Annotated in this window: 22 protein-coding genes; 13 read left to right on the forward strand and 9 right to left on the reverse strand. The window is 74.5% G+C overall.

The features are described from left to right. Positions 1-81: 81 nt before the first annotated feature. Positions 82-930: an NAD(P)H-binding protein gene (locus ACFWIC_RS09085; RefSeq protein WP_329884562.1), complete on the forward strand. Its 849-nt coding sequence runs from the start codon at positions 82-84 to the stop codon at positions 928-930. Between the two features lie 370 nt (positions 931-1,300). Then, complete coding sequence (locus tag ACFWIC_RS09090; protein WP_329949098.1) at positions 1,301-2,470, forward strand: transposase; 1,170 nt, start codon at positions 1,301-1,303, stop codon at positions 2,468-2,470. Positions 2,471-2,517: 47 nt separating this feature from the next. On the opposite strand, the gene ACFWIC_RS09095 is transcribed toward ACFWIC_RS09090, so the two are convergent. After that, entirely contained in the window at positions 2,518-4,446 is a 1,929-nt protein-coding gene (locus ACFWIC_RS09095; protein WP_329949099.1) for a helix-turn-helix domain-containing protein, read from the reverse strand. A 174-nt stretch (positions 4,447-4,620) separates the two neighbouring features. Beyond that, the gene (locus ACFWIC_RS09100) at positions 4,621-5,796 is read right to left on the reverse strand and encodes a transaldolase family protein (protein WP_329884557.1); all 1,176 of its coding nucleotides are present in this window, start codon (positions 5,794-5,796) and stop codon (positions 4,621-4,623) included. A gap of 248 nt (positions 5,797-6,044) precedes the next feature. Between ACFWIC_RS09100 and ACFWIC_RS09105 the strand changes: the two genes are divergently transcribed. The 10 genes from ACFWIC_RS09105 to ACFWIC_RS09150 all read left to right on the forward strand — a co-directional run bounded on the left by ACFWIC_RS09105 (position 6,045) and on the right by ACFWIC_RS09150 (position 16,702). Then, entirely contained in the window at positions 6,045-6,662 is a 618-nt protein-coding gene (locus tag ACFWIC_RS09105) for an NAD(P)H-dependent oxidoreductase (RefSeq protein WP_329949100.1), read from the forward strand. 56 nt (positions 6,663-6,718) lie between these two features. After that, positions 6,719-7,900 (forward strand): 3-deoxy-7-phosphoheptulonate synthase, encoded by a 1,182-nt coding sequence (locus ACFWIC_RS09110; RefSeq protein WP_380517205.1) that lies wholly within the window; start codon positions 6,719-6,721, stop codon positions 7,898-7,900. Between the two features lie 244 nt (positions 7,901-8,144). Beyond that, positions 8,145-8,915, forward strand: a complete 771-nt coding sequence (locus ACFWIC_RS09115; protein WP_380517208.1) for a 2,3-dihydro-2,3-dihydroxybenzoate dehydrogenase — start codon at positions 8,145-8,147, stop codon at positions 8,913-8,915. Further along, positions 8,908-9,660 (forward strand): isochorismatase family protein, encoded by a 753-nt coding sequence (locus tag ACFWIC_RS09120; RefSeq protein WP_380517211.1) that lies wholly within the window; start codon positions 8,908-8,910, stop codon positions 9,658-9,660. The genes ACFWIC_RS09115 and ACFWIC_RS09120 overlap by 8 nt, the downstream gene beginning before the upstream one ends. Next, on the forward strand, positions 9,657-11,720 hold the full coding sequence (locus tag ACFWIC_RS09125) for an anthranilate synthase family protein (protein ID WP_380517214.1): 2,064 nt from the start codon (positions 9,657-9,659) through the stop codon (positions 11,718-11,720). Before ACFWIC_RS09120 ends, ACFWIC_RS09125 begins: the two co-directional genes overlap by 4 nt. A gap of 44 nt (positions 11,721-11,764) precedes the next feature. Further along, a complete protein-coding gene (locus ACFWIC_RS09130; RefSeq protein WP_380355336.1) occupies positions 11,765-12,787 on the forward strand; it encodes a 3-oxoacyl-ACP synthase III family protein in 1,023 nt (340 codons plus the stop codon). A 105-nt stretch (positions 12,788-12,892) separates the two neighbouring features. Beyond that, complete coding sequence (locus tag ACFWIC_RS09135) at positions 12,893-13,696, forward strand: arylamine N-acetyltransferase (RefSeq protein WP_329949105.1); 804 nt, start codon at positions 12,893-12,895, stop codon at positions 13,694-13,696. A 5-nt stretch (positions 13,697-13,701) separates the two neighbouring features. Next, positions 13,702-14,127, forward strand: coding sequence for a DUF4440 domain-containing protein (locus ACFWIC_RS09140; RefSeq protein WP_329949106.1), 426 nt, complete (start codon positions 13,702-13,704; stop codon positions 14,125-14,127). A 23-nt stretch (positions 14,128-14,150) separates the two neighbouring features. After that, on the forward strand, positions 14,151-15,263 hold the full coding sequence (locus ACFWIC_RS09145) for a phenazine antibiotic biosynthesis protein (protein ID WP_329884539.1): 1,113 nt from the start codon (positions 14,151-14,153) through the stop codon (positions 15,261-15,263). A gap of 56 nt (positions 15,264-15,319) precedes the next feature. Next, positions 15,320-16,702: an aldehyde dehydrogenase family protein gene (locus tag ACFWIC_RS09150; RefSeq protein ID WP_380517218.1), complete on the forward strand. Its 1,383-nt coding sequence runs from the start codon at positions 15,320-15,322 to the stop codon at positions 16,700-16,702. Between the two features lie 147 nt (positions 16,703-16,849). On the opposite strand, the gene pcaB is transcribed toward ACFWIC_RS09150, so the two are convergent. From pcaB to ACFWIC_RS09185, 7 genes are all read right to left on the reverse strand, one after another. After that, on the reverse strand, positions 16,850-18,337 hold the full coding sequence (pcaB, locus tag ACFWIC_RS09155; protein WP_380517221.1) for a 3-carboxy-cis,cis-muconate cycloisomerase: 1,488 nt from the start codon (positions 18,335-18,337) through the stop codon (positions 16,850-16,852). Beyond that, positions 18,334-20,346, reverse strand: coding sequence for an FAD/NAD(P)-binding protein (locus ACFWIC_RS09160; protein WP_380355352.1), 2,013 nt, complete (start codon positions 20,344-20,346; stop codon positions 18,334-18,336). The genes pcaB and ACFWIC_RS09160 overlap by 4 nt, the downstream gene beginning before the upstream one ends. Then, the gene (locus ACFWIC_RS09165; protein WP_380355345.1) at positions 20,343-21,623 is read right to left on the reverse strand and encodes an FAD-dependent monooxygenase; all 1,281 of its coding nucleotides are present in this window, start codon (positions 21,621-21,623) and stop codon (positions 20,343-20,345) included. Before ACFWIC_RS09165 ends, ACFWIC_RS09160 begins: the two co-directional genes overlap by 4 nt. Then, complete coding sequence (locus ACFWIC_RS09170; protein ID WP_329949110.1) at positions 21,620-23,200, reverse strand: class I adenylate-forming enzyme family protein; 1,581 nt, start codon at positions 23,198-23,200, stop codon at positions 21,620-21,622. Before ACFWIC_RS09170 ends, ACFWIC_RS09165 begins: the two co-directional genes overlap by 4 nt. A gap of 232 nt (positions 23,201-23,432) precedes the next feature. Continuing rightward, positions 23,433-23,975: an SRPBCC family protein gene (locus tag ACFWIC_RS09175; protein WP_380355347.1), complete on the reverse strand. Its 543-nt coding sequence runs from the start codon at positions 23,973-23,975 to the stop codon at positions 23,433-23,435. 206 nt (positions 23,976-24,181) lie between these two features. Then, positions 24,182-24,613, reverse strand: a complete 432-nt coding sequence (locus ACFWIC_RS09180) for a GNAT family N-acetyltransferase (RefSeq protein ID WP_380355355.1) — start codon at positions 24,611-24,613, stop codon at positions 24,182-24,184. A gap of 130 nt (positions 24,614-24,743) precedes the next feature. Next, entirely contained in the window at positions 24,744-25,496 is a 753-nt protein-coding gene (locus tag ACFWIC_RS09185; protein WP_380517224.1) for a TetR/AcrR family transcriptional regulator, read from the reverse strand. A gap of 117 nt (positions 25,497-25,613) precedes the next feature. On the opposite strand from ACFWIC_RS09185, the gene ACFWIC_RS09190 reads away from it, so the two are divergent. Beyond that, positions 25,614-25,997: a VOC family protein gene (locus ACFWIC_RS09190; protein WP_329949113.1), complete on the forward strand. Its 384-nt coding sequence runs from the start codon at positions 25,614-25,616 to the stop codon at positions 25,995-25,997. Positions 25,998-26,061 lie beyond the last annotated feature (64 nt).

Genomic DNA, 26,061 nt, shown 5'->3' on the forward strand with positions numbered 1-26,061 from the left:
GTCGCCCGTCCGTCGACCCGTCAGACCGTCCGTTCGTCAGACCGTCAGTCCGTCAGTCCGTCAAGAAAGCGAGCCGTTCCCATGGGCAAGATCCTCGTCACCGGGGCGACCGGCCAGGTCGGCGCCGAGGTGCTGGCGCAGCTGCTGGCCGCCGGCGCCGACGTCCGGGCCGGTGCCCGGACCCCGGAGAAGCTGGCGTCGACCACCACGGCCGAGACCGCCGTGCTCGACCTGACCGACCCGGAGACCTACGGACCGGCGCTGGCCGGCGTCGAGAAGGTCTTCCTCTACGCGGTGCCGCAGGGCACCGAGGGCTTCCTCGCGGCGGCGAAGGAGGCCGGCGTCCGGCACGTCGTGGTGCTCTCCTCGCAGACCGTGGTGGACGCCTTCCCGGTGCAGCGGCCGATCGTCGAGATGCACCGGACGGTCGAGGCGGCCGTGGTCGCCTCGGGCATCCCCCACACCTTCCTGCGGCCGCACAACTTCGCCACCAACATCCTGATGTGGGGGTGGCCGGAGTCGATCCGGGCCGAGGGGCGGATCCGCTTCCCGTACCCCGAGTCGCACAGCGACGCGATCCACGAGAAGGACATCGCCGCGGTCGCCGTGGTCGCGCTGACCCAGCCCGGCCACGAGAACCAGGCCCACTTCCTCAGCGGTCCGGCGTCGGTCACCCAGCGGGAGCAGCTGGCGACCCTCGCCGAGGTGCTCGGCCGGCCGCTGGAGTTCGAGGAGCTGACCGACGCCGAGGCGCGCGAGGCGCTCTCCCCGATCGTGCCGGTCTGGGTGATGGACGCGGTCGTCGGCTACTGGGCCGGCTCCGACGGCGTCCCCACCGAGCTGTCCGACACGGTGGAGAAGCTCACCGGCCGACCCGCCCGGACCTTCGCCGACTGGGCCCGGGACCACGCGTCGGACTTCACCGCCTGACCCCGTCCGGCCGGGGGGGCGCCCTCGCGGGCGCACCCGGCCGGTGCCGGTCCGGCGCGCCGGATTCCGCTCCCGCCGCACCGGTGGGACGGACCCCGGTGGCCGGGCCACCACCGAGAGCGCCGGACGGGTGGGCAGCGCACCTTAGCGGGAGGGAGCGCGGCGCCTAGCGTGAGGACGGCGCAGCCATCCGCGCATTCGAGGGGGATCAATGAGCGGTCTCGCCCTGGGCGCCGTGGGCGCCCCAGCCCACAGCGTTCCACTGCACAGCGTTCCACTGCACGGTGTTCCACTGCACGGCCTTCCGGCCCACGGCGTTCCGGTACAGGGGGTACCGGCCCGCAGTACCGCGGCCCACGGCGTTCCGGCGGTGCGGGAGCTGCCGGGCCTCGACGCCTCGCACGACGTCCTGCTCCGGGAGCTGTGCGCCGTGCTGTTCGCCTCCCTGCCCCGCAGCGACCAGCGGCAGAAGGGCGCCCAGTACCTCCGCGGCCTGCTCGGCGCGCGCGGACGCAAGTCGATCCGGAACATCGCCACCGTCGTCGGCGGCCAGGCCGCCGAACAGAGCCTGCACCACTTCATCACCAGCTCCACCTGGGACTGGGGACCGGTCCGTCAGGCGCTGGCCCAGCACCTGGCCCGGATCGCCCCGCCGCAGGCGTACGTGCTGCGGCCGATGGTGATCCCGAAGGCCGGTGACCACTCGGTGGGCGTGGACCGCCGGTTCATCCCGGCGCTCGGCCAGGTCCTCAACGCCCAGCAGGCGGTGGGGGTATGGGCCGCCTCGGACAGCTTCAGCGGCCCGCTCAACTGGCGCCTGCACCTGCCGCAGGCCTGGCTGGACAACGAGCCGCGGCGCAGCCAGGCGCTGATCCCGGACGAGGTGGACGCGGAGACCCTCGGCGACTGCGCGCTGGAGGCGGTGATCGGCCTGCCGGCCCGCTGGGGCCTGCCCGTCCGCCCGGTGGTGGCGGACGCCCGGGACGCGGACGGGATGCGGATGGTGCGCCGGCTGCGGGCCGAGCGGCTGCCGATGCTGGTCCGGGTCGGCGGCTCGTTCCCGCTGCTGCCGGTGGGGCCGGTGCTGACCGGCCTCCCGGCCGGCCCGGGCCCCGCCCACCGGTTGATGTCGGCGGCCCGGGAGCTGCGCCGGCCGGTGGTCTGGTCGGGTCCGGCCGGCGGGCTGCGCAACGGTCTGGTGGCCACGGTCCCGGTCCGGCTGCCCGGGCGCGGTGCCCGGTCGGGCGGGCGGGACCGTCGGGGCGGCGGGGAACTGCTGCTGCTCGGGGTGGGCGCGGCCGGGCGGCGCTGGCCGGCCGAGCTCTGGCTCACCGATCTGGTGGACCTGCCGACCGCGGCGCTGGTCCGGCTGGCCCGGCTGACCGACCGGGTGGGCCGGGACTTCGCCCGGACCGCCGACCGGGTCGGGGTGCGGGACTTCGCGGGGCGGTCGTTCAGCGGATGGCACCGGCACATCACCCTGGCCTCGGCGGCCCACGCGGTGGCGGTGCTGGCCCGGGGGGACGACCGGCGGGCGTGACGGAGCCCCGGGTGGACGGTGTCGGGGCCGTCCGTGCGCGCGGAGCGTCAGGACGGCGGTCCGGGGCGGTCCTTGCGGGCCGCGCGGTCCAGCAGGACGCGACGCACCCGGCAGAGCTTGAGCGCCAGCTGGATCTCGAAGGCCCGCTCGGGTTTCTGCCAGTCCGGGCCGAGCAGTTCGCCGATCCGGTCCAGCCGCCGGGCCACCGTGTTGGGGTGGACGTGCAGCTGCTGCGCGGCGTGGGTCGGGCTGTTGCCGGTCTCGAAGTACGCCTGGAGCGTGCGGGTCAGCTCGGTGAGCCGCTGCCGGTCGTAGTCGAGGACCGGCCCGACGGCGGACTCGATGAATCCCTCGATGTCATGGTTGTCTGCCAACAGTACGCCCACGAAGCCGAGTTCACGCACAGAGGCGGCGCGGCCGACTGCGCCGAGCGAGGTCATCGCGTCCAGGCAGCGCAGCGCCTCCTGGTAGCCGTGGAACACCGAGGTCGGATCGGAGACCGGACCGGCCGCGCTGACCGTCACCGGGATGCCGAGCAGCGGGGTCAGCTCGTCGGAGACGGCGCGGGCGGCCGTCCCCGGGTCGCTGCCCGGCAGCAGCAGGACGGCCCGGCCGTTGTGGACGCGTTTCAGCCCGCTCATCCGGTGGGCGTACAGGTTGGCCCAGGTGGCGGCCTTGCCCTGGGCCTCGCCCTCGGGCCGGGCGACCACCAGGACGTGCGCGGTGGAGAGGTCGATGCCCAGGCGGCGCGCGCGCAGCGCGAGCTGCTGCGGCGGTCGCTGCGGGCTGGCCAGCAGCTCGTCGAGGAGCTCGTCCCGGACCTGGCCGGCCGGGCCGGTGTGCCCGGCCGCCCGGCCGCTCTCCAGCAGCAGTGCGACCGCCACCGCCTGCGCCAGGCCCTGGCAGGACTCCGCGGCCAGGTCGGCCCGTCCGTCGGCCGGCCGGGCGAGCAGGGTGCCCAGGTCGGTCGAGCCGGCGCAGACCGGGGCGGCCCAGAGCGGACCGGCGAGCCGGACCGGCCGGCCGGCGGCGTGGGTGTCCAGTGCGGCGGCGACCACGGTGGGCTCGTCCAGCTCGGGCAGGTCGCCGAACGAGGCGACCACCGTGCCGTCGGTGGCGTACACCCGCAGGCCGAGGTCCAGACGGCGCCCGGCGTCCCGGACCAGGGCGTGCGGGTCGCCGCCCGAGAGCGCGAGGTCGACCAGGGCGCGGTGCACCGCGGCGAGTTCGCCGGCGGTGCGGTCCGGTTCCGGGACGGGGGCCGGGCGGGCGGCCTCCTCCAGCAGCCGGGCCTTCTCGACCGCCACCCCGGCGAGGTCGCCGAGCGCGGCCATGAGGGAGATCTCGTCGGCGGTGAAGCGGCGGACCGTGCGTTCGGCGACGTACAGCACACCGAACGGGTGGGCGCGGTGGCCGAGCGGGACGGCCATCACGGCGTGCAGGCCCTCGGCGCGGATCGTCTCGTCGATCGCGGGGCTGTGCCGGATCCGCTCGTCGAGCAGGTAGTCCGGGGTCCAGAAGGGCGCCGGGTCGGCCAGGACACCGGCGCCCAGGCCGAAGCCGTCGGGCAGGGGCAGGCCGACCGCGAGCGCCCCGGTCGGGCCGTCGGTGGTGCGGATCCTGACCTGTCCGTGCTCCTCGTCGGTGGTGGTCAGGCAGGCCACGTCGGCGCCCAGCAGCAGCCGGGCCCGGCGTGTGATCACCGCCAGCAGGCCGTCCAGGTCGTACGGAAGCGCCAGGTCGCGGGCGGTGTCGGCGAGCGCGGCCAGCCCGGCCTCGCGCCGGCGGCGGCGCTGTGACTGTGTGCGTATGGAGAGGCCGAGCTGTTCGATCCGGCCCAGCGCCTCCCGTTCACGGGGCGACTCGCAACTCTTCCGGGCCTGCTCGACCAGCTCCGCCAGCTGGGCGGCGGGCGCCTCGCTGGCCAGCAACTCCAGGACGTTGAACGCGATTGAGTCGGCCGACCGTCGCGTCATGACCTTCCCTCCCCCCAGGCCCTCCTGAGCAGAAGGAGTGCGTGACGGCCTGCAAATCGGAAGGTATGCGGGGGCGGATGTTCCCGTCAAGCACAGGTCCGGGCCGGTCGCCGGGCCACCGGTGCGGGTTCGGGCGCTCCCGGCGCCGACAGGGTGATGGTTCGTCAAAGATCCTCAACTGCCACGGAGTCGGGCGGGTTCGCTGTCTCCCGGCAGGTCGGCCGGGCGGGCCAGCCGGGTGGCGGCCGAGGCGTGCAGGCGGAGCCAGTGGTCGACCAGCCGCGGGACGCTCTCCTCCTCCAGCCGTCGCACCACCGCGCAGTAGTCGATGCCGAGCCGTCCCAGCCGGTCGAGCACCGCCTGGGCCGCCTCGTGCCGGCCCATCAGGGTGTCGCCGTCGAGGCGGAGCTTGCGGACGGCCTCGTCCAGCACCGGGCGGGTCATCGCGTGCGCGGTGCCCCAGGAGACCAGGCCGGCCACGTACCGGGCCTGCGCGGCGGCGGCGCCGGCCAGTGCGGCGTCGGTCCACAGCAGGCGCTGCGGCCGGGCGCCGGAGGCGCGCAGGGTGCGCCAGCGGCCGTCGCCGAGCCGCTCCTCGTACGCCCGGTACATCAGTCGGGCCGCCGCCTGGGCGGTCAGGCCGCGCAGGGCGAGGGCGTCCTGGGTGCCGATCGCGGTCAGCCTGCGGTCGATCTCCAGGTCGACCCGGCCGACCGGCAGCGAGGCCACCGAGGCGATCGCCGCCAGCGGCCGGCCGGCCGCCAGCGCCTGCTCCAGCCCGTCGAAGTAGGCGTCCACGACCTGCCCGTAGCGGTGCACCGAGAACAGCCCGGTCGCGTGCACGCCGAGGCCGAGACCGACGCAGTCGCGGATCGCGCCCAGGCCCTCGGGGGTGGCCGGGATCTTCACCAGCAGATTGGGCCGGTCCACCGCGCGGGCCAGCTCGACGGCCTCGGCGGTGGTCGCCGCCGGATCGTGCGCCAGCCTCGGGTCGAGGTCCGCCGAGACCAGGCCGTCGTGACCGTGGGCGGTGCGGAAGACGTCCAGGAACTGGTCGCAGACCAGCCGCAGGTCCTGCACCGACGCGGCCCACACCGAGCCCTCCGGGGACACGTCGTGCCCGGCCAGCCGGGCCAACTGCTCGCCGTAGACCGGGTCCCGGCGCAGTCGTCCGGCCAGCAGCGCGGGGTTGGTGGTGGCGCCGCGCAGTCCGGTCTCGTCGATCAGCCGGCCGAGCAGGCCCGAGGTGGCCAGGCCGCGGTGGATCCCGTCCAGCCAGGGGGAGACGCCTTCGGCGATCAGCGGCCGCAGGTCTCGTCGACGGGGTGGGGCGGCCGGCGGTTTCTTCACTGCGGGATCACTGCTCCTCGGCTCTGCGGCGGCCCGAAAACGGTGCCGGGCACCGAGGATAGGGAGCAATTCGTGCCCGGAAAAGTGACTGCTCCGGTCAATGTCAGGTCGGGTCGAACGGGACATCTGATGAGTATTCGACGGAGTGCGACGCCACCTGACGAAGTGCCGGTAACTCCGTTGGCCGAGCTGCTGTCCACCGTCAAGGATCAGCTGAACGCGTCCCCGTCCCTGAGGAGTTCGCCGTCATGACCACCATTGCCGTCGTCTACTACTCGTCGACCGGAAATGTCGCCAGGCTGGCCGAGGCGGCGGCCTCCGCCGCCGAGAAGGCCGGTGCCGAGGTGCGGCTGCGCCGGATCGCGGACCTGCCCGACGACACCTACGTGCCCGGGACCGAGGACGCCGCGCGGGAGCTGCGGGAACGCACCGCGGACGTCCCCGTGGTCGACCTCGCGGACCTGGCGTGGGCGGACGGCATCCTGATCGGGAGCCCGGTGCGGTTCGGCCTGCCGGCCGCGCCGGTCCTGCGGTTCATCGACTCCACCGCGCCGCTGTCGATCCCGGGCGGGCTGGCCGACAAGGCCGTCTCGGCGTTCACCTCGGGCTCGGCGCCGCGCGGCGGCCACGAGACCACGATCCTCGCGCTGCACAACGCGTTCTGCCACTGGGGCTCGCTGATCCTGGCCACCGGATCCACCGACCCGGTGCTGTTCCGGCCCAACAACGGCAACCCCTACGGCGCCAGCGCGGTCTCCCGGAACGTGCCCGGACAGGTCCACGAGGAGAACATCGCCGCGGTCGAGTACCAGGCCCGGCGCGTGGTCCGGGTCGCCGGTGTGGTCCGGGGCCTCGACACGCCCTAGGGCCGAGGGCCTGCCGCAGTTGCCTGCCGCAGGCCGGCCCCCAACCCGTGATGGAGATGTCAGTGGACAACCTGCTCGTGGGCCAGCTCGCCGGCCGCCCCGCAAGACAGCAGCCGGACTGGCCGAATTCCGTCGAACTCGATTCTGTCAAAGAGGAGTTGGCCGAAAGGCCCGCCCTCGTGTCGGCCGCCGACGTGCACCGGCTGCGTGCCCTGCTCGGCCAGGTCGCCGAGGGCCGTGCACAGGTGCTCCAGGCCGGGGACTGCGCCGAGGACCCCCAGGAGTGCACCGCGGGGGACGTCGCCCGCAAGGCCGGTCTGCTGGACGCGCTGGCCGGCCTCCTGAAGATCACCACCCACCGTCCGGTGGTCCGGATCGGCCGGATCGCGGGCCAGTTCGCCAAGCCCCGCTCGCACCCCACCGAACTCTGCGACGGCGTCGAACTACCCGTCTACCGGGGCCACATGGTCAACGGCCCGGAGCCCGACCCGGCCCAGCGCACCCCGGACCCGCGCCGCCTGCTGACCGGCTACGATGCCGCCCGGCAGACCATGGTCCACCTCGGCCGGCTCGCCCCCGGCGAACCCTCCGCGGCCTGCCCTCCGGTATGGACCAGCCACGAGGCGCTGCTGCTCGACTACGAACTGCCGCTGCTCCGCCGGGACGACGAGGGCCGGCCGCTGCTCGCCTCCACGCACTTCCCGTGGATCGGCGAACGCACGCGCCAGCCCGACGGCGCCCACGTCGCGCTGCTCGCCCGGGTGGTCAACCCGGTCGGCTGCAAGGTCGGCCCGACCACGACCCCGGACGAGCTGCTCCGGCTCTGCGCCCTGCTCGACCCCGGCCGCGAACCCGGCCGGCTCACCCTGATCGCCCGGCTGGGCGCCGACCGCGTCGCCGGGGTCCTCCCCGGGCTGGTCCGGGCCGTGCGGGCCGCCGGCCACCCGGTGGTCTGGCTGACCGACCCGATGCACGGCAACACGGTCAGCCGGCCCGACGGCCTCAAGACCCGTCTGGTGGAGACCGTCGTCCGCGAGGTCGAGGCCTTCCAGCAGGCGGTCCGTGCCGAGGGCGGCACCGCCGGGGGCCTGCACCTGGAGACCACGCCCGACGACGTCACCGAGTGCGCCGACGACGAGACCGGGCTCGGCCGGGTCGGTGACAAGTACACGAGCTTCTGCGATCCGCGGCTCAACCCCGGCCAGGCCATCGCCGTGATGTCCGCCTGGCGGGCCTGACCCGGGCACGGCAACGGGCCCCGCCCCGTTCCTTCCGGCCCGCCCCGTACGACCCGCCCGCCCCGCACCACTGTCCGGCACCACCTGTCCCGAACGACCTGCCCCGCAGCTGTTCCGCAGCAGCTGTCCCGCACCACCCGATCCGGTGCGGACCCGACCCGGGTCCGTCCCGTCCGACCGTGCACAACCCCCAACCCACACTGCCGGCCCGCACCCCCGGGCCGACCCCAGGGAGGTCTGGCACATGCAGAACAAGGTGGCACTCATCACCGGCGCGGCCGGCGGCATCGGCGCCGCCGTGGCCCGGGCCCTGGCCGCTCGCGGCGTCCTCGTCGCCGCCGTCGACCGGGACGCCGGTCGACTCGCCGAGCTGGCCGGCAAACTGACCGCCGAGGGCCTCACCGTCGTGGCGATCCCCGCCGACGTCACCGACAGCGCCTCCGTCGAGGAGGCCGTCGACACCGCCGAACGGCGGCTCGGCCCGCTCGACTACCTGGTCAACACCGCCGGTGTGCTCCGGCTCGGCGAGGTCCGCGACTTCACCGACGAGGACTGGCACAGCACCTTCTCGGTCAACGCCGACGGCGTCTTCCGGGTCTCCCGCGCCGTGGTCAACCGGATGATCCCGCGCCGGAGCGGCGCGATCGTCACGGTGGCCTCCAACGCCGCCACCACCCCGCGCAGCGAGATGGCCGCCTACGCGGCCTCCAAGGCCGCGGCGACCCTCTTCACCAAGAGCCTCGGCCTGGAGGTCGCCCGGTACGGCATCCGCTGCAACCTGGTGGCGCCGGGCTCCACCGACACCCCGATGCTCAGCTCCATGTGGCACGACGAGAGCGGCCGTGCCGGCACCCTGGAGGGCCGGCCGGACGCGTACCGGGTCGGCATCCCGCTCGGCAAGCTCGCCGAGCCGGAGGACGTCGCGCACGCCGTCGTCTTCCTGCTCTCCGACGAGGCCGGCCACATCACCCTGCACGACCTCACGGTGGACGGGGGTGCCGGGCTCGGTGCGTAATGGCCTCCCCACTCCGGCGCGGCGGCCGGGCCTCCCGGCGATCGCCCCCTACCCGCTGCCCACCGCGGCCGACCTGCCCGCCAACACGGCCGGCTGGACGCTCGATCCGGACCGCGCGGTCCTGCTCGTGCACGACATGCAGCGCTACTTCCTCGCGCCGTTCGGCGAGGACGGCCCGCTGCTCGCCAACGCCGTCCGGCTCCGGGACTGGGCCCGCGCGCACGACGTGCCGGTGGCCTACACCGCGCAGCCGGGCGGCATGACCCCCGAACAGCGCGGCCTGCTGGCCGACTTCTGGGGCCCGGGGATGCAGGCCGCCCCCGCGGACCGGGAGATCGTCGACCGGCTCGCCCCGGGACCGGCCGACTGGCTGGTCACCAAGTGGCGGTACAGCGCCTTCTTCAACAACGACCTGCTGGCGCGGCTGCGGGCCGCCGGCCGGGACCAGCTGGTGCTCTGCGGCGTGTACGCGCACGTCGGGGTGCTGATGACGGCCGTCGAGGCGTTCACCAACGACATCCAGACCTTCCTGGTGGCCGACGCGGTGGCCGACTTCACGGCCGAGGACCACCGGATGGCCCTGGAGTACGCGGCCCGGCGCTGCGCCGTGGTGCTGACCGCGGATGCGGTGACCGGGGACTCGGTGACGGGTGGCCCGTCGTCCGCGGACCGGGCCTCCGTGGACCCGTCGAGCCCGGACCCGTCGAGCCCGGACCCGTCGACGGCCGGGGCGGTGACCCGATGAGCGAGCTGCTGGACCGGGTGCTGGCCGAGCACCCGCCGGCCTTCGCGCTGCTGCACCGCCCGGAGGCGACCGGGCCGGGCCTGGTCGACCTGCTGGTCGGCGAGGTCTCCGAACCGGCCACCCTGGCGGACCTCCCGCTGCCCGCCGACCCCGCCGACCCCGCCGACCCCGCCGACCCCGCCGACCCCGCCCGCCGCGCCGGACCGGCCGGGGCCGGGGAGACTGCGGGGAAGCGCCACGAAGTGCTGGCGCTGGTCCCCTACCGGCAGATCGCCGAGCGCGGCTTCGAGGCGCCCGACGACGGCACCCCACTGCTCGCGCTGACCGTCACCGAGCAGGCCGTCCTGCCGCTCGCCGAACTGTTCGCCCGCCTCCCCGACGTGCCGATCACGCTGGCCGGCGGTCGTTTCGACGCCGACGACGAGGAGTACGCGGAGACCGTCCGCAGGGTGATCGGCGAGGAGATCGGCGAGGGGACGGGCGCCAACTTCGTGGTCAAGCGCTCGTTCGTCGCCGAGATCACCGGCTACACCCCGGCCGCCGCACTCACCCTGTTCCGCCGGCTGCTCCAGCGGGAGACCGGCGCCTACTGGACCTTCGCGGTGCACACCGGGGAGCGGACGCTGGTCGGCGCCACCCCCGAGCGACACATCAGCGTGCACGGCGGGCGGGCGGTGATGAACCCGATCAGCGGCACCTACCGGTACCCGGAGCGGGGCCCCGACCTCGACGGCCTGATGGACTTCCTGGCCGACCGCAAGGAGGCCGAGGAGCTCTTCATGGTGGTCGACGAGGAGCTCAAGATGATGGCCCGGATCTGCACGACGGGCGGCCGGGTGGTCGGCCCGTACCTGAAGGAGATGGCCCGGCTCGCGCACACCGAGTACTTCATCGAGGGCCGGACCGACCGGGACCCGCGCGAGGTGCTGCGCGAGACGCTGTTCGCGCCGACGGTGACCGGGAGCCCGCTGGAGTCCGCCGCCCGGGTGATCGCCAAGTACGAACCGGGGGGCCGGGGTTACTACAGCGGAGTGGTCGCCCTGATCGGCCGTGACGCGGAGGGCGCGCGGGCGTTGGACTCGGGCATCCTGATCCGCACCGCCGACATCGACGCGGCCGGCCGGCTGCGGATCGGCGTCGGCGCGACACTGGTCCGCCACTCCGACCCGGACTCCGAGGTGGCCGAGACCAGGGCCAAGGCGGCCGGGCTGCTCGCCGCGCTGGAGGACGGCGGCCGGGGCCGGTTCGGCGCGCATCCGAGCGTCCGGCAGGCGCTGGCCGGGCGTAACCGCACGCTGGCCGGGTTCTGGCTCGCCGACGACGGCGAGGGGTCCTTCGAGCGCTCCGTCGAGCGGTCCTTCGCCCGCGCCGAGCTGGCCGGCCGCCGGGTGCTGGTGGTGGACGCCGAGGACACCTTCACCGCGATGATCGACCACCAGTTGCGGGCGCTCGGCCTCGACGTCGACGTCCGGCGGTTCGACCGGCCGTACGCGCCGGACGGGGTCGACCTGGTGGTGCTGGGCCCCGGGCCCGGCGACCCGCGGGACACCGCCCACCCGAAGATCGCCCATCTCCGCTCCCGGGTGAAGGAGTTCCTCGCCGAGCGGCGGCCGTTCCTGGCGGTCTGCCTGAGCCACCAGGTGCTCTGCGCGGAACTCGGGCTGCCGCTGGTCCGCCGGGAGACGCCCAACCAGGGCGTCCAGCGGGAGATCGACCTCTTCGGCGCCGGTGAGCGGGTCGGCTTCTACAACACCTTCGCCGCCTCCTGGACCGGGGGAACGGGGCCGGAGGGGGCGTTCACCGTGCCCGGCGGCGCCGTCCGGGTCGCCCGGGACGCCGCCACCGGGGAGGTGCACGCGCTGCGCGGCCCGCACTTCGCCTCGGTGCAGTTCCACGCCGAGTCGGTGCTCACCCGCGACGGCGTGCGGATCATCGGCGACCTGATCGCCCACGTGCTGGGCGGCCCGGCCGCCCCGTCCGATCCGTCCGCCCCGGCCGATCCGGGGTCCGTCCTGCGGGCCGGTACCGGCTCCTACGGCCCGTCCATTCCCGGCGCCTGACGATGCGTCGGAGCCCGGTGTCCGATCCGATCGAGGGGACAAGGATGATAACGACGGGAATTCCCGGGAAGGGTCGCACGCACACGGGAGTCGCCGTCCTGGGAACCGGCTCGTACCTGCCGGCCCGGGTGGTGAGCAATTCCGAGGCCGCCGCCCCGGCCGGTGTCACCGGGGAATGGATCGCCCGGAAGACCGGAATCGTCCGGCGCCGCCGCGCCGGGCCCGACCAGGCCGCCAGCGACCTCGCGGTGGCGGCCGGCCGGGCGGCGCTGGCGGACGCCGGGGTGGACCCGGCCGACCTCGCGCTGATCATGGTCGCCACCTCCACCCCCGACTCCCCGCAGCCGCCGACCGCCAGCGTGGTCGCCGACCGGCTCGGCGCCGCCCCCGGCACCGCGGCCTTCGACGTCAACGCGGTCTGCAGCGGCTTCGTCTTCGCCCTCACCGCCGCCGAACGGATGCTCGGCGACGCCGCCCCCGGCTACGCGCTGGTGGTCGGCACCGACGTCTACTCGCGGATCCTCGACCCCACCGACCGCCGGACCGCGGTGCTGTTCGGCGACGGCGCCGGCGCGGTGGTGCTCGGCCCGGCCCCGGCACCCGGCCGGGGCCTGCTCGCCGGGCGGCTGGCCGGGTTCGGCGCCGACCGCGGACTGATCGGCGTCCCGGCCGGGGGCAGCCGGCTGCCCGCCAGCGCCGACACCCTCGCCCAGGGCCTGCACTGGTTCCGGATGGACGGCCGCGGCGTGCGCGAGTTCGTCGAGACCCGGCTCCCGGAGGCGGTCCGGTCCTTCCTGGCCGACGCCGGGGTCACCCCCGGGGACCTGGCGGGCTTCGTCCCGCACCAGGCCAACGGGCTGCTGCTCGCCGACCTGGCCGACCGGCTCGGCATCCCCGTCGGACGGACGTGCACCACGGTCGAGGAGTACGGCAACACCGGCTCGGCCTCGATCGCCGTCACCCTCGACCGGGCCGCCCGGGCCGGCCGGTTCGCCCCCGGGGACCTGGTGCTGCTGGCCGGCTTCGGCGGCGGCATGGCGATCGGCCTCGCCCTGCTGCGCTGGTGACGGCCCCGGCCCGGGCCGGCCCCCGCTCTCCCCCCCAGCACCCCCCGTCCGTACCGCCCGCACCTTCCCACCCGGTTCGACCGAACGACCGACAAGGAGATCACCGTGCTGGACGACGCCATGGTGGACGCGTACCTCGCCCGGATCGGCGCCGAACGGCCCGAGCGGGCCGACCTCGACGCGCTCACCCGCATCCAGGAGCGGCACGTGCTGTCCGTGCCGTTCGAGAACCTCGGCTACCACCTCGACGAGCCGATCCACATGGACGAGCAGGTCCTCGACAAGATCGTCCGCCAGCGCCGCGGCGGCGGCTGCTACGAGGTCAACCCGGCCCTCTCGTTCCTGCTCACCGCCCTCGGCTACCAGGTCGAGATCCTCCCCGGCCGGGTCCACCGGCCCGGCGGCACGCTCGGCGCGGCCCTGTGCCACCTGGCCCTGCGGGTCACCGTCGACGGCGAGCAGTGGCTCGTCGACACCGGCTTCGGCCGCAACAGCCGGCGCCCGCTCCGGCTGGCCTCCCGCGAGGTCCAGCACGACCCGGACGGCGACTTCCAGCTCGCCGACGTCGAGGGCGGCGGCTTCGACGTCCTGCTCAACGGCAAGCCGCTGTACCGCCTGGAGGACCGCCCGGTCCGCATCGAGGACTTCCGGCCGACCCTCTGGTGGTACCGCACCGCGCCCGAATCCCCCTTCCTGCAGGACGTGTTCTGCTCGCTGCGGACCGAGGACGGCCGGATCACCCTCAAGGGCAACCAGCTCTCCACGGTCGCCGGCAGCGACCGCTCCACCGAGGAGTTCGTCGGCGACGCCGCCGTCCTGGAGGCGTACAAGACCCACTTCGGGTTCAGCCTGGACCGGCTGCCCGACCAGCCGGGCGGCGGCGTCACCGCCGGCGTCCAGACGGGATGACCGCCATGACCACCAGCGAACCCCGCACCGCGACCGGGCGACCGGCGCAGCCGGTGCACCCGGCGCCCACCGATCCGGCGCGGTTGCCGGCCGCCTTCGTCGCGGCCTTCAACACCGGCGACCGGGCGGCCGTCGAGGAGCTCTTCGAGCCCGGCGCGGTCCTCGTCGACCGGCCCGGCACCCCGCTGACCGGCGACGACCGGCGCGCCGCGACCGGCCGCTTCCTCGCCCTCGGCCTGCCGATCCGGATCACCCTCCGGCACTGCTACGAGAACGGCGACCTCGCCCTGCTGATCGGCGACTACCTGATCGAGGGCGAGGGGCCGGACGGGCCGTTCCGGTCCGAGGGCACCGCCACCGACGTCGCCCGGCGCGGCGCCGACGGCCGCTGGCGCTACGCCATCGACAACCCGCCCGGCACCGACCGCTGAACCCCACCCCTGGAAGGACCGCTGTGTCTCCTGTCGACGATCCCGCCGCCGACCCGGTGCTGGACCTCCCGTTCGACGCCGTGCCCGACCCCGAGGAGTACCTGCGCGCCGCCATGCGCTGGCACTTCTCGCCCGCGACCGGCTCCCCGTTCTGGCTGTCCAGGGCCGGCTCCCTCGGCTTCGACCCGCTCACCGAGGTCCGCACCCACGCCGACCTCGCGAAGTTCCCCAACCTCGCCAACGAACTGCGCACCGCCCGTGTCGAGGACCTCGTCCCGCGCGGCTACGGCGACCGCCCCGACGTGCTCGGCGTCTACGAGAGCGGCGGCACCACCGGCGCGCCCAAGCGGATCGTGCTGCTGCGCGACTGGCTGGACCGGCTGCTCGGCTGGTCCAGCGCCCAGCTCGACGGCCACGGCGTGCCGCAGGGCGTCAACTGGCTGGTCGTCGCGCCCACCGGCCCGCACATGGTCGGTGACGTCATCAAGGCCCAGACCGCCTACCGGGGCGGCCTCTCGTTCACCGTCGACCTCGACCCGCGCTGGGTGAAGAAGCTGATCTCCGACGGCAGGGCCGCCGAGGCCGGCGCGTACGCCGAGCACATCGTCGACCAGGTCGCCTACCTGCTGGAGACCCAGGACGTCGGGGTGCTGATGTGCACCCCGCCCGTCCTGGAGCGGATCGCCCGCCGGGACGGCCTCGCCAAGCTCGTGGGCGAGAAGGTCCGGGCGATCAACTGGGTCGGCACCCAGATGGACCCGGACACCCGCCACCTGTACCGCACCGAGATCTTCCCCGACGCCGTGCTCTACAGCGGCTACGGCTCGACCATGATCCTCGGCAACGCCAGCGAGCGGCACGGGCTGACCGACGACGACCCCTGCGTCTACGACCCGTACTCGCCGTACATGAGCTTCGGCGTGATCGACCCGGAGACCGGCCGGACGGTCGACTTCGGCGAACGCGGCCAGGTGGTCATGCACCACGTCTCCAAGAGCCTGCTGATGCCCAACAACCTGGAGCGTGACCTCGGCACCAGGATCGCCCCGCTGCCCGGGCAGCTCGGCGACTCGGTGGCGGACATCGCCCCGGTCCGGGAGTTCGACAACGAGACCGTGATCGAGGGGGTCTACTGATGGCCGGACCGCTGCAGCCCGCCGGGTCCCGGGAGCCGGGGCCCCACGGGGCGGACGTGCCTCCGGAGCCCGCCGGGCTCCTGCAACTGGACGCGCTCGGCCCCGGCGAGCCCTTCCGGGCCCGCCGGCGGACCGTCGTCGCCGACGTCACCGGTGCGCCGTTCGCCGAACTCAGCCTCGTACCGAGGCTGTTCGTCACCCGGGCGATGCGGGCGCTGCACGCCGCCGAGTCCCTGCCGGCCGCCGAGCGGTTCGCCGCGCTGGCCCGGGCCGGGCGGATCTTCACCGAGGCGACCATCGACGGCCTCGACCTCCCCGGCTACCAGCGGGCCGTGGCCCGGGTCTCCGGGGTGCCGATCGGCGTCGTGCGCGACGCCGTCCGGTCCATCGCCGACTCGGCCGGGAAGGCCGGCTGGGCCGCCCACCGGGCCCAGCCGGTCGGCTCGGTGAGCGACTGGCGGGACGGCGCCACCCTCGACGGCAGCGCCGTCTGGACCAGGCGCGGCGACGTCTTCGCCGTCCACGCGGCCGGCAACCACCCGGGCCCGCACGGACTCTGGCTGGAGGCACTGGCACTCGGCTACCGGGTCGCCGTCCGGCCCTCCCGGCGCGAGCCGCTCACCCCGCACCGGCTGGTCACCGCCCTGCGGCTGGCCGGCTTCGGCGCCGACCAGGTGATGCTGCTGCCCACCGACCACGAGGCGGCCGACGAGATCCTGAACGGCGCCGACCTCGGCATGGTCTACGGCGGCGACGAGGTGGTCCGCAAGTACGCGGGCAGCACCGTCCTGCCGCAGGGCCCCGGCCGTTCCAAGATCCTGGTCACCGCGGACACCGACTGGCGCGCGCACCTGGACACCATCGTCGACTCGATCAGCCACCAGGGCGGCGTCGCCTGCATCAACGCCACCGCCGTCCTGATCGAGGGCGACCCGGCGCCGCTCGCCCGGGCGATCGCCGAGCGGCTGGCCGTCATCCCCAGCCTGCCGCCGGAGGACGAGAAGGCGGTGCTCTCCGTGCAGCCGGTGGCGGAGGCCCGGGCGATCGAGGCGTTCCTGCTGCGCCGCGCGGCCGGCACCCGGGCCTGGCTCGGCGGGGACGGCGTGGTCGCCGAACTCGGCGACGGCAGCGCGGTGCTGCGGCCCGCCGTGCACCAGCTGGACCGGCCCGACGCCGAGCAGGCGGGCATCGAGCTCGCCTTCCCCTGCGTCTGGGTGGCGCCGTGGAGCCAGGAGGCGGGCGTCGCGCCGCTGCGCAACTCCCTGGTGCTCACCGCGATCACCCGGGACGACGCGCTGTTCGACCGGCTGCTCCGGGAGCCGAGCATCAGCAACGTCTACCGGGGTGACCACCCGACGTACTGGCTCCGGCCGGGGGTGCCGCACGACGGCTACCTGGGGGAGTTCCTGATGCGGACCAAGACCGTCATCCGGGACTGAGCCCGGCTGACGCGGTACCGGGCAGTCGCGGTACCGGGCAGTCACGGCACCGGGCAGTCGGGGTACCGGGCGGCCGCGGGACGACGCGGACGCGGGCACGGGAAGGCCCCCCGGGAGCGGGGGGCCTTCCCGTGCGGTCGCGGGAGGTCAGGAACCGACCGCCCGGTCGACCAGCGCGCCGGCCGCGCCGGTGTAGCCGGCCGGGTCGCACAGCTCGGCGATCTCCGCCGGGGTGAACCTGCCTGCCAGTTCGGCCTGTTCGACGAGGACGTCGGCCAGCGCACGGCCCTCCCGGTCCGCCGTCAGGGAGACCTCGGTGAGCAGTTGCTTGGCCACCGCCTTGCCGAGCTTCGGCGCCAGCCGGGCCGCGATCCGCTCGGAGACCAGCTGCCCGCCGGTGAGCCCGAGGTTGGCCCGCATCCGCTCCGGCCGGACGAGCAGCCCCTCGGCCAGCTCCACCGAGGTGTGCGCGGCCCCGCCGGCCAGCCGCAGGCACTCGCGCAGCAGGAGCCACTCGGCGTGCCAGGCGCCGCCGGAGCGCTCGTCCTCGGTCACCAGGCACTGGGTCAGCCCGGCGGCCAGCACCGGCACCTGGAGCGCGGCGCTGCGCAGCAGGGTGGCCAGTACCGGGTTGCGTTTGTGCGGCATCGCGGAGGAGGCTCCGCGGCCTGCCGCGGCCGGCTCGACCACCTCGCCGACCTCGGTCCGGGTCAGCGACTGCACGTCCACCGCGATCTTGCCCAGCGCGCCGGCGGTGAAGGCCAGGGCGGCGGCCAGGTCGGCCATCGGGGTGCGCAGCGCGTGCCAGGGCAGCACCGGGCGGGCCAGCCCGGTCTCCGCGGCGAACGCGTCCACCAGCCGGTCGAGGTACGCACCGGCGTCGACGTCCGGGTCCGGGCCGTCCAGCCGGGCGTACTCCAGGTAGCCGGCCAGCGTGCCGGCGGCGCCGCCGAGGGAGACGGGCAGACCGTCCGCCAGGACGGCCGCCAGCCGCCGGTCGGCGTCCAGCACCAGCTGGCGCCAGCCGGCAGCCTTGAGGCCGAAGGTGGTCGGCACCGCCTGGAGGGCCAGGGTGCGTCCGGCCAGCACGGTGTCCCGGTGCTCGGCGGCCAGCGCGGCGAGCGCCCGGGCGGTGCGGTCCAGGTCGGCCCGGACCAGCCGCAGCGCCCGGGCCGCCACCAGCATCGCGCCGGTGTCGAAGATGTCCTGGCTGGTCGAACCGCGGTGCACGTACTCGGCGGCGGCCGGGTCCTCGGCGGCGACCACCCGGGTCAGCGCCTGGACCAGCCCGACGACGGGGTTGGCGGTCTCCCGGGAGGCCAGGGCCAGCGCCCGGAGGTCGAACCGTTCGGCCCGGGCCGCCACGGTGATCGCGGCGGCGGCCGGGACGGGGACGGTGCCGAGCCCCGCCTGGGCGCGGGCCAGCGCGGCCTCGGCGTCCAGCATGGCCTGGAGCCAGGCCCGGTCGCCGACGGCCCGCTCGACCGGGGTGCCGGCGCGGACGGGGGAGAGCAGTCCGGAGTCCTGGTCGGCCTCCGCGCCGGTCCCCTGCGGTCCGGTTCCGTGCGGTCCGGTCTCCTGCGGTCCGGTCCCGTTCGCCGCGGATTCCTGCGGCGGAAGGTGGCTGTCCGTCATATCACGACGCCTCTCAGGTCGGTCTCGGCCGGTTGGGGCCGCACCTCGGCCGGCACCTCGGACACCAGCGGCAGGGCCAGCACCGCGCGGGCGATCGCGTCCGAGTCGCCGAGGGTCACCGAGTCGACGCCGGGGCGGATGCCCGCGGCGGTCACCCAGTGCACCGACTCGGTCGGTATGCCGTACGCGAACCGGCGCGGGTGCGCCCGTCCGCGGGCGTCCAGCAGCCGGTAGGGCCGCTCGGTGACGGCGAGGCCGCCGGTCTCGTAGCCGTTCCCGTGCTCCCCGTCGATCCGGTACGTGGTGCACTGCTCGGTCTCCAGCAGGTGCCGCAGCAGCGGATCGTCGGTGCGCCGCAGGTCGGGTTCGGGCAGCCGGGCCTCGATCAGCACGGAGGCCCGGACCGGCTCCCCCGGCACGGTGGCGGAGTGCGCCGTGAAGGCCGGGTCCACCGGGTCGATGCGGATCTCGGTGCCCGGGCCGAGCAGTTCCAGCACCCCGGCCTCGACCAGGGCGATCAGCTGCTCGATCCGCTCGGTCGGCGGGCCGATCGAGAGGAAGGCGTTCAGCGGGGTGTACCAGCCCTCCAGGTCGTCGCGGTGCGAGCTGCCCTCCAGGCCGCTGTGGTCGACCGCGAGCCGGACCTCGTTGCGCAGGTCGCGCAGCACGTCCAGGGCGGCCTTGAGCGGGCCGCTCAGGTTGCCGGCCCGGGCCTCGGCGACGTCCTGGCGCAGGTAGTCGAGCAGCCAGTCGCGGAACTCCGCGCGGTCGGCGAACTCGCGTCCGGCGTAGGGCCGGGAGAGGCGCTCCCAGCTCCACCGCCCGGACTCCTCGACACCGTGGGCGTCGAGCAGCCCGGCCGGGTCGTCGGTGGTCAGGAACCGGTCGGTGAACTCCTCGCGCTCGGCGCCGCGCCCCCTCGCGGTGAGCAGGGCGCCGTAGTAGACGGACTCCACCTCGCGCGAGATCAGCGGCCACAGGTCGGTGGCGAACCGGGCGGGCTCGCCCCGGCGGGCGCGTCCGCGGAGCTCGGCGATCACCTCGGGGGTGAGCAGCCGGGGCAGGTAGCGGCCGTACGCGCCCTTCTCGTTCTCGCCGCGCGCGTGGTACGGGATGCCGCGCCGGGAGGTGGCGTAGAGCCGGGGCTCGGTGCCGGACGCCCGGTACACCAGCCTGCCTTCCGGCTGCCCGTCGCCCGGCCGGCGTTCGTCGGCGGGGCCGGTGCCGACCCGTTCGAAGCGGCCGCCCCGGCCGAGGGTGAAGAGCGCCATGTGGTCGAAGAAGTTGAGGCCCAGGCCGCGCAGCAGCACGGTCTGACCGGGCCGGACGGCCACCTGGACGTCGGCCGGGTTGGTGGGGGTGACGTAGGTCAGGTGGTGGATCCGCGCGAGGCTGGCGGTGCGGGCCTCGCGGGGCGTGAGCCGGGCCGACACGTGCCCCTGGGCGAGCACGATGGCGTCCAGCTTGTTGAGCCGGGTGCCGTCCTCCAGCCGGACGCCCTGCGGCCCGCCGGGAACGCCGTGCGCGTCGGCCATCGCGACCGCCCGGGAGCGGTGGACGCGGATGGTCATGGACGGCGGGGCGCCGGCCACCACGGCGAGGAAGGCGTCGTTCAGGTACTGCCCGTAGAAGGCCCGGGTGGGGTAGGTGTTGGGGCCGAGGTCGGCGGCCTCGGCCAGGGTCCGCTCGTCGTACCCGCCCGGATGCTCGCCCTTGGAGAGGGACGTGGCCCACTCGTAGAGGCTCGGACCGGGTTCGATCGGCCCCTCCACCCGGACGCTGTCGTCCGTGTAGACGGTGATCTGCGAGGCGACCGTGTTCATCAGCAGGTGCCGGGACTGGTCGGTGCGCCAGACCCGGCCCGCCCCCGGCGCCGCAGGGTCGACGACGTGCACGGTGACGGCGCACCCGGCCGGTGACTTCCGTTCGTTGGCGCAGAGCCTCTCCAGTACCGAGAGGCCGCGCGGACCTGCGCCGATGACGCAGATCTGGAGATGGCGATCGATCATGCCCACGGCTCGCCATCGTAGTTGTGATGATCCATTGATGGAAAGGGCCGGATGTCGTGCATCCAGGCCACGTGCTCGTGCAGTTCGTCCTCGGAGAGGCCGCCGAGCAGCTTGTTTCGGGCCGTCGCGTCCTCCCCGGCCGGGTGCCAGAGCCGGACCGATTCGCGGGCCGCGCGCTGGATCGCCGCCGTGCGGGCGTGCCGTTCGGCGGCGAACCGTTCGAGCGTGTCCGTGAGTTCGGTGGTCTGGACCATCAACTCGCCGAGCAGGACGGCATCCTCCAGCGCCTGGCAGGCGCCCTGCGCCGCGTAGTGCAGCATCGGGTGGGCGGCGTCGCCGAGCAGCGCGACCCGCCCGTCGGTCCAGCCGTCCACCGGGTCGCGGTCCACCAGCACCCAGGAGCGCCAGCCCTCGCCGAGGGCCAGCAGCCGGCGGGCGGCCGGCGCGGTGAGACCGGCCAGCTGGGCGTGGACCAGCTCCTCGCCGACCGCCACGCCGGCGATCGCCTCGGTCGCGCCGTTGTCCCGGGAGGCGGCGAGGTTGAGGAAGGCGCCGCCCGCGATCGGGTAGTGGACGAAGTGGCAGTGCGGACCCGCCCACCAGGTCACCGAGGTGGGCAGCCGCAGCTCCTCGGGCACCCGCTCCATCGGGACGATCGCCCGGTAGACGGTGATCCCGGAGATCCTCGGCTCGCCGTCGCCGACCAGCTGGGCACGGACCGCCGAGTGGATGCCGTCCGCCCCGATCAGCGCGTCCCCGGCGACCGTCCCGCCGCCGGCCAGCAGGGCCGTGGCGCCGCGCCCGTCCTGCCGGTAGCCGGTGACGGCGGTCGCGGCGCGCAGGTCGATCCGCGCGTCGGCCAGGCAGGCCTTCAGCAGCAGCCCGTGCAGTTCGGCGCGGTGCACCACCACGTACGGGTTGCCGAACCGCCGCCGGTAGCGCTCGGTGAGCGTCAGGCTGGTGACGTGCTCGCCGGTCACGCCGTCCATGAAGCGGAGTTCGGCCATGTGGACACCGGCCGCCCGGACGGCGTCGCCGAGGCCGAGCCGCTCCAGCGCGAGGATGCCGTTGGGGGCGATCTGGATGCCGGCCCCGATCTCGGCGAACTCGGGGGCCCGTTCCAGGACGACGGCCCGGTGGCCGGCCCGGCTGACCGCCAGGGCGGTGGCCAGGCCGCCGATCCCGCCGCCGACCACGACGACGGTCGCCGGGGCGCCGGGGAGCGTGTCGGGGGGCGCGGCCGGGGGTCGCCCGTCCCGCTCGGGGAGCGCGCTCATCGGCCCGCCCCGCCGTCCTCGGCGGCTGCCAGCCGGCGGGCCAGCTCCAGCCGCTTGATCTTGGTCGTGGCGGTGGCGGGCAGCTCGCCGAGCTTCCACTGCACCGGGTCGGCCATCGGGGGCAGGCCCGCCGCCGCGGCCCGCCAGGCGGTGCGGTCGAGCGGGCGGTCGTCCTTGGTGCAGACGACCGGGACCGGCCGCCCGTCCGGCCCGGGGATGATGACCACCTCGGCCAGGTCGGCCAGCCGGGCGAAGAGGGTGTCCTCGGCCGCCAGGGTGGAGCCGAAGCCCTCGATCACGTCGACCTCGCGGTCCAGCAGGTGCACACAGCCCCACCGGGTGCGGTAGCCGACGTCACCCATCCGCCACCAGCCGTCGTTGACCTGCTTGTCGTACCGCTCCTGCTCACCGAGGTAGGTGACGATCCGGCCGTCGCTGCGCACCTCGATGAACCCCGGGTTCTCGGCCGACGGCGGCGCGCCGTTCCGGCTGACCACCCGGACGTCGGTGAAGCCCGGGAACGGCATGCCCACGCACCGGCCGTCCGCGTCCGGGCCGCGCCGCTTCGAGAAGGACCGGACCACCGCGGGACCGACCTCGCTCTGCCCGTACAGCTGGCCGAACACCGGGGCGCGGCGCGCCGAGGCGTTCAGCATGGTCTGCACGGTGCGCGGGTGGATGGCGTCGAAGGTGGAGGAGAACAGCTTGACGTTGGCCAGCGGGCGGCGCGGGTCCTCGGCCAGCTCCTCCCACTCCATGAAGGAGTTGGGGTGCGCCTCCAGGATCCCCGGCCGCAGCCGGGCGAACAGGTCGCCGACGTGCCGGGGGTCCGAATCGGCCAGCACCAGGATCGGGAAGCCGCGGAACAGCGAGATCGCCAGGGCGGTGATCAGCCGCGAGTGGACGAAGGAGACGTGCATCGCGATCGTCTCGCGGCCGGGGACCAGCGGCCGGACGACGGTCGCCTGCGGGCGGTACCGGGCCTCCAGGGTCCGGCCGGTGTGGACGGCCAGCTTGGGCGTACCGGTGGTGCCGGAGGTGTGGGTGATCAGCGTCGGGTGCTCCGGCGGCATGGTCACCGGCGCGATCCGGGGCGAGCCGGCCAGCCCGGCCAGCCCGATCCCGTCGGGGTGGCCGCCCTTGGTCAGCAGGACGGTGTGCGCCAGTCCGAACACCTCGGCCGGCAGCTCCTGTTCGAGCTTCTCCTGGTCGGTGACGAGGAATGGCTCGTCGGTGCGGCGGATCAGTTCGGCGACGGTCTCGCCGTCCAGCTTCGGGGACAGCAGCACCGGGACGCCGCCGGTCCGTGCCACCGCGCAGGCGAGCAGGGTGATGTCGAAGCTGTTCGACTTGTAGACCACCACCCGGCGGCCCGGGCGGACCCCGGCGGCCCAGAGCCGGGACGCGAAGTCGTCGACCAGGTCGGCGATCTCGGCGACGGTGGCCCGCCGCCCCAGGTCGGGGGCGATGTCGAGGTCGTGGTCGAGGATCACCACGTTCGCGCCGTTCCGGACGGCGGCCCGCTCGAAGAGCGTGCCCAGCCGGATGCCCCGGTTGGCAATGCGCTGAAGTAGCACCGTTCCGCCCTCTCGTGGGTTTCGGGTTTTCTTTCAGGGGGGGATCGAAAGGCATTTCAAGCGCTGTTCAGAGGTGTGCACAGACACACGGAGGCCGGAGACGGCCGGGAAGGCGGCCGGGAGGGGTCTGGGGAGGCGGCCGGGAAGGCTGCCGTGAGCGACCGGGCGGGGTGTCGGGGACGGGCGGTCGGGTCGGCGGCCGGGATGTGCCGCGAACGGCACCCGGGCTCCGTCAGCCCTTCTCGACGACCTGCTTGATCCGCTCCAGGGTCACGCCGAGGTCCCCGGCCACCTTCTCGCCCCACTCGGCGAAGAACCGACGCTTCGCGTCCGCGTCCATCTCCGCGGTGATCCCGCGGATCCCCTCGGTGGCGGTGCCCATCCTGAAGTGGTGCACCAGCAGGCTGCCGTCGCCGTCGGCCTCGATGTCGAAGGCCCAGACGCTGTCCTGGGCCCGTCCGCCGCTGTCCCGCATGGCCCAGCGGAAGGTCCGGCCCGGGTCGGCCGCGAGCACCTCGGCGTGGGTGAACCAGGTGCCGCGGACCACCGGCGCCCAGGAGACCACGTCCGGGCTGCGCAGGTTCTCGCCGCGGAACACCGAACCGACCGCTCCGGGCTCGCCGGAGATCCAGCTGCCGCCCTGGCATTCCGGGCTCCACTCGCCGCTGCGCGGGAGGTCGCTGATCACCGAATAGACCTCGGCCGGTCCGGCGGAAATCCGGAGCTCGGCGCGGGATGCGAAAAGGGGCGCGATTTCTGCGGTGTTTTCTCCCATGGCCGGAATCCTGGGCGGCGGCGTGCGGGAGGGTCAAAGGTCGCCCGGCGGGTCCGTCAAGTCCGGTGGTGGACCTGACAGATCAGCGGCCGGCCGGTCGGGCGGCGGGTGGCGGCCCCGGTACGCTCCCGGCGCACGCGGGTCGGGGCGGGTCGGGTCGGGGCGGCTCGTGACCTGCCCCGCCACCTGTGCCGCGACCCGCCGGGCTACACCTCCAGGCCGAAGTGCAGGGCGGTCACGGCCATCCGGTGCGCGTGGTAGAAGCGGTGCGCGCCGTGGTTGGCCGTGCCCGAGTCCAGCTCGATCCGCACGCAGCCGGCGGCCCGGGCCCGCTCCCGGAGGACCGCGAAGAGCCGCCCGCCGACCCCGGTCGACCGGGCCTCGGGCGCGGTCACCAGGTCGTCGACGAAGAACAGCCGCCCCCGGCTGGTGGCCAGCACCCGGTGCGCGGCCACCGCCAGACAGCGCCCGCGGGCGTCGTACGCGGCCGTGAACACCAGCCCCTGGCCGTGCGCCTCGGTGGCGAACGCGACGAACCCGTCCGGGCCGAGCGCCGGCCGCAGGGCGCCGATCAGCGGTGCGACGTCGCGGGTCAGCGCAGGCGTTCCCGGTACGACGTCGACGACGGTCAGTTCCATCTGCGCGGCCCCCCTGGCGGCTTCGACGGTCAAGCGGTCAAACGGTCAAGCGGTCAAACGGTCAAGCGGTCACGTGCTCACGTGCTGGTGAAGCGGTCGAGCGGTCGAGCGGTCGGCGTGGTCCGTCCGGTCACGTGGTCGCTCCGGTGGCGCGGTACACCTTGAGGAACGCCGTCACCCCGCTCGCCACGACCTCGGCGATCCGTTCCGCCGGCATCGGGATCGCACCGTAGAAGGTGGGTTGGGCGACGGCGATGAAGGTCAGCAGGTTGAGGTGGCGGGCCGCCTCGTCCGGGTCCGGCACCAGCAGCAGCCCGCGGTCGGCGAACTCGGTCATCCAGTGGGTGAGCACCCGGTGCGTCTCGCGGGGCCCGGCTTCCTGCCAGGCCTCCAGGACGGCCGGGCGGATGTGCAGGGCCTCGGCCTCGATCGTCCGGACCAGGGCCCAGTGCTCGGCGAAGGTGGTCAGCGACCCGACCCGGTCCAGGCCGAAGTCGATCAGGTCGCCGCGCAGGTCGACGATCTTCCGAAGGTGGCGGTCGGCGATCTTCGCCTGGGTGGCGGCCACCGTGGAGGCGCCCTCCAGGATCACCGACTGGAACAGCTGCTCCTTGTCGGCGAAGTGGTTGTAGATGGTCCGCTTGGAGACGCCGGCCTCGGCGGCGATGGCGTCCACGCTGGTGCGGGTGAAGCCCTCCCGGCCGAACACGGTGCGCGCGGCGCGGGCGATGGCCACCCGCTTCTCCGGCATGCCGCGGTGACCGGCGGCCTGAGCGGCCTGAGCGGCCTGAGTGGCCGGTGTCGCCGGGGCGGCCTGGGCCGCCGTGGCGTCCGGCGTGGCCGGCGTGGCCGAAACCGGTGCCGTCGCGGTCTGTTCGACCATCGGAATAACCTCCTTGCAGTGCACTACATCGTGTAGTTTACGACATGCTTGAGGTGAAGCGGACTTGAAGTCCTACGCTCGGTGGCACGTCCAGAACCACCCGGAGGGAAGCGTTCCATGGCCGTTCAGCTGAACCACACGATCGTTCCGGCGCGCGACGACAAGGAGTCCGCGCGCTTCCTCGCCGACATCCTGGGCCTCGCCGACCCGGTCTACAGCGAGCCCTTCCAGATCGTCCGGCTCAGCAACGACGTCGCGCTCGACGTCATGCGGGTCGACGGCCCGATCACCACCGGGCACTACGCCTTCCTGGTCGACGACACGGAGTTCGACGAGATCCTCGACCGGGTCAGGGCCCGCGGGCTCACCTTCTGGGCCGACCCGTTCCACCGCCACGCCGGCCGCACCAACGACTGGTACGGCGGGCGCGGCGCCTACTTCGAGGACCCCAGCGGCCACAACCTGGAGATCATGACCCGCGCCTCCGACGCCGGCCGCTGAGGCCCGCGACGGACGGCCCTGGTATGCGGGGGTCCCTTCCCCTACCGCTCCCTGGGGCCTCACC

The organism is Kitasatospora sp. NPDC127035, from assembly GCF_042726075.1.
GTDB lineage: Bacteria > Actinomycetota > Actinomycetes > Streptomycetales > Streptomycetaceae > Kitasatospora.

What these genes read in the sequence shown, in the direction of transcription:
- ACFWIC_RS09110 (WP_380517205.1), top strand. Translation starts at nt 6,719, where the DNA reads ATGTCAGTGGACAACCTGCTCGTGGGCCAGCTCGCCGGCCGCCCCGCA.
- ACFWIC_RS09185 (WP_380517224.1), bottom strand. Translation starts at nt 25,496, where the DNA reads ATGGTCGAACAGACCGCGACGGCACCGGTTTCGGCCACGCCGGCCACG.
- ACFWIC_RS09175 (WP_380355347.1), bottom strand. Translation starts at nt 23,975, where the DNA reads ATGGGAGAAAACACCGCAGAAATCGCGCCCCTTTTCGCATCCCGCGCC.
- ACFWIC_RS09095 (WP_329949099.1), bottom strand. Translation starts at nt 4,446, where the DNA reads ATGACGCGACGGTCGGCCGACTCAATCGCGTTCAACGTCCTGGAGTTG.
- pcaB (WP_380517221.1), bottom strand. Translation starts at nt 18,337, where the DNA reads ATGACGGACAGCCACCTTCCGCCGCAGGAATCCGCGGCGAACGGGACC.
- ACFWIC_RS09140 (WP_329949106.1), top strand. Translation starts at nt 13,702, where the DNA reads ATGACCACCAGCGAACCCCGCACCGCGACCGGGCGACCGGCGCAGCCG.
- ACFWIC_RS09125 (WP_380517214.1), top strand. Translation starts at nt 9,657, where the DNA reads ATGAGCGAGCTGCTGGACCGGGTGCTGGCCGAGCACCCGCCGGCCTTC.
- ACFWIC_RS09190 (WP_329949113.1), top strand. Translation starts at nt 25,614, where the DNA reads ATGGCCGTTCAGCTGAACCACACGATCGTTCCGGCGCGCGACGACAAG.
- ACFWIC_RS09160 (WP_380355352.1), bottom strand. Translation starts at nt 20,346, where the DNA reads ATGATCGATCGCCATCTCCAGATCTGCGTCATCGGCGCAGGTCCGCGC.
- ACFWIC_RS09130 (WP_380355336.1), top strand. Translation starts at nt 11,765, where the DNA reads ATGATAACGACGGGAATTCCCGGGAAGGGTCGCACGCACACGGGAGTC.
- ACFWIC_RS09085 (WP_329884562.1), top strand. Translation starts at nt 82, where the DNA reads ATGGGCAAGATCCTCGTCACCGGGGCGACCGGCCAGGTCGGCGCCGAG.
- ACFWIC_RS09115 (WP_380517208.1), top strand. Translation starts at nt 8,145, where the DNA reads ATGCAGAACAAGGTGGCACTCATCACCGGCGCGGCCGGCGGCATCGGC.
- ACFWIC_RS09105 (WP_329949100.1), top strand. Translation starts at nt 6,045, where the DNA reads ATGACCACCATTGCCGTCGTCTACTACTCGTCGACCGGAAATGTCGCC.
- ACFWIC_RS09165 (WP_380355345.1), bottom strand. Translation starts at nt 21,623, where the DNA reads ATGAGCGCGCTCCCCGAGCGGGACGGGCGACCCCCGGCCGCGCCCCCC.
- ACFWIC_RS09180 (WP_380355355.1), bottom strand. Translation starts at nt 24,613, where the DNA reads ATGGAACTGACCGTCGTCGACGTCGTACCGGGAACGCCTGCGCTGACC.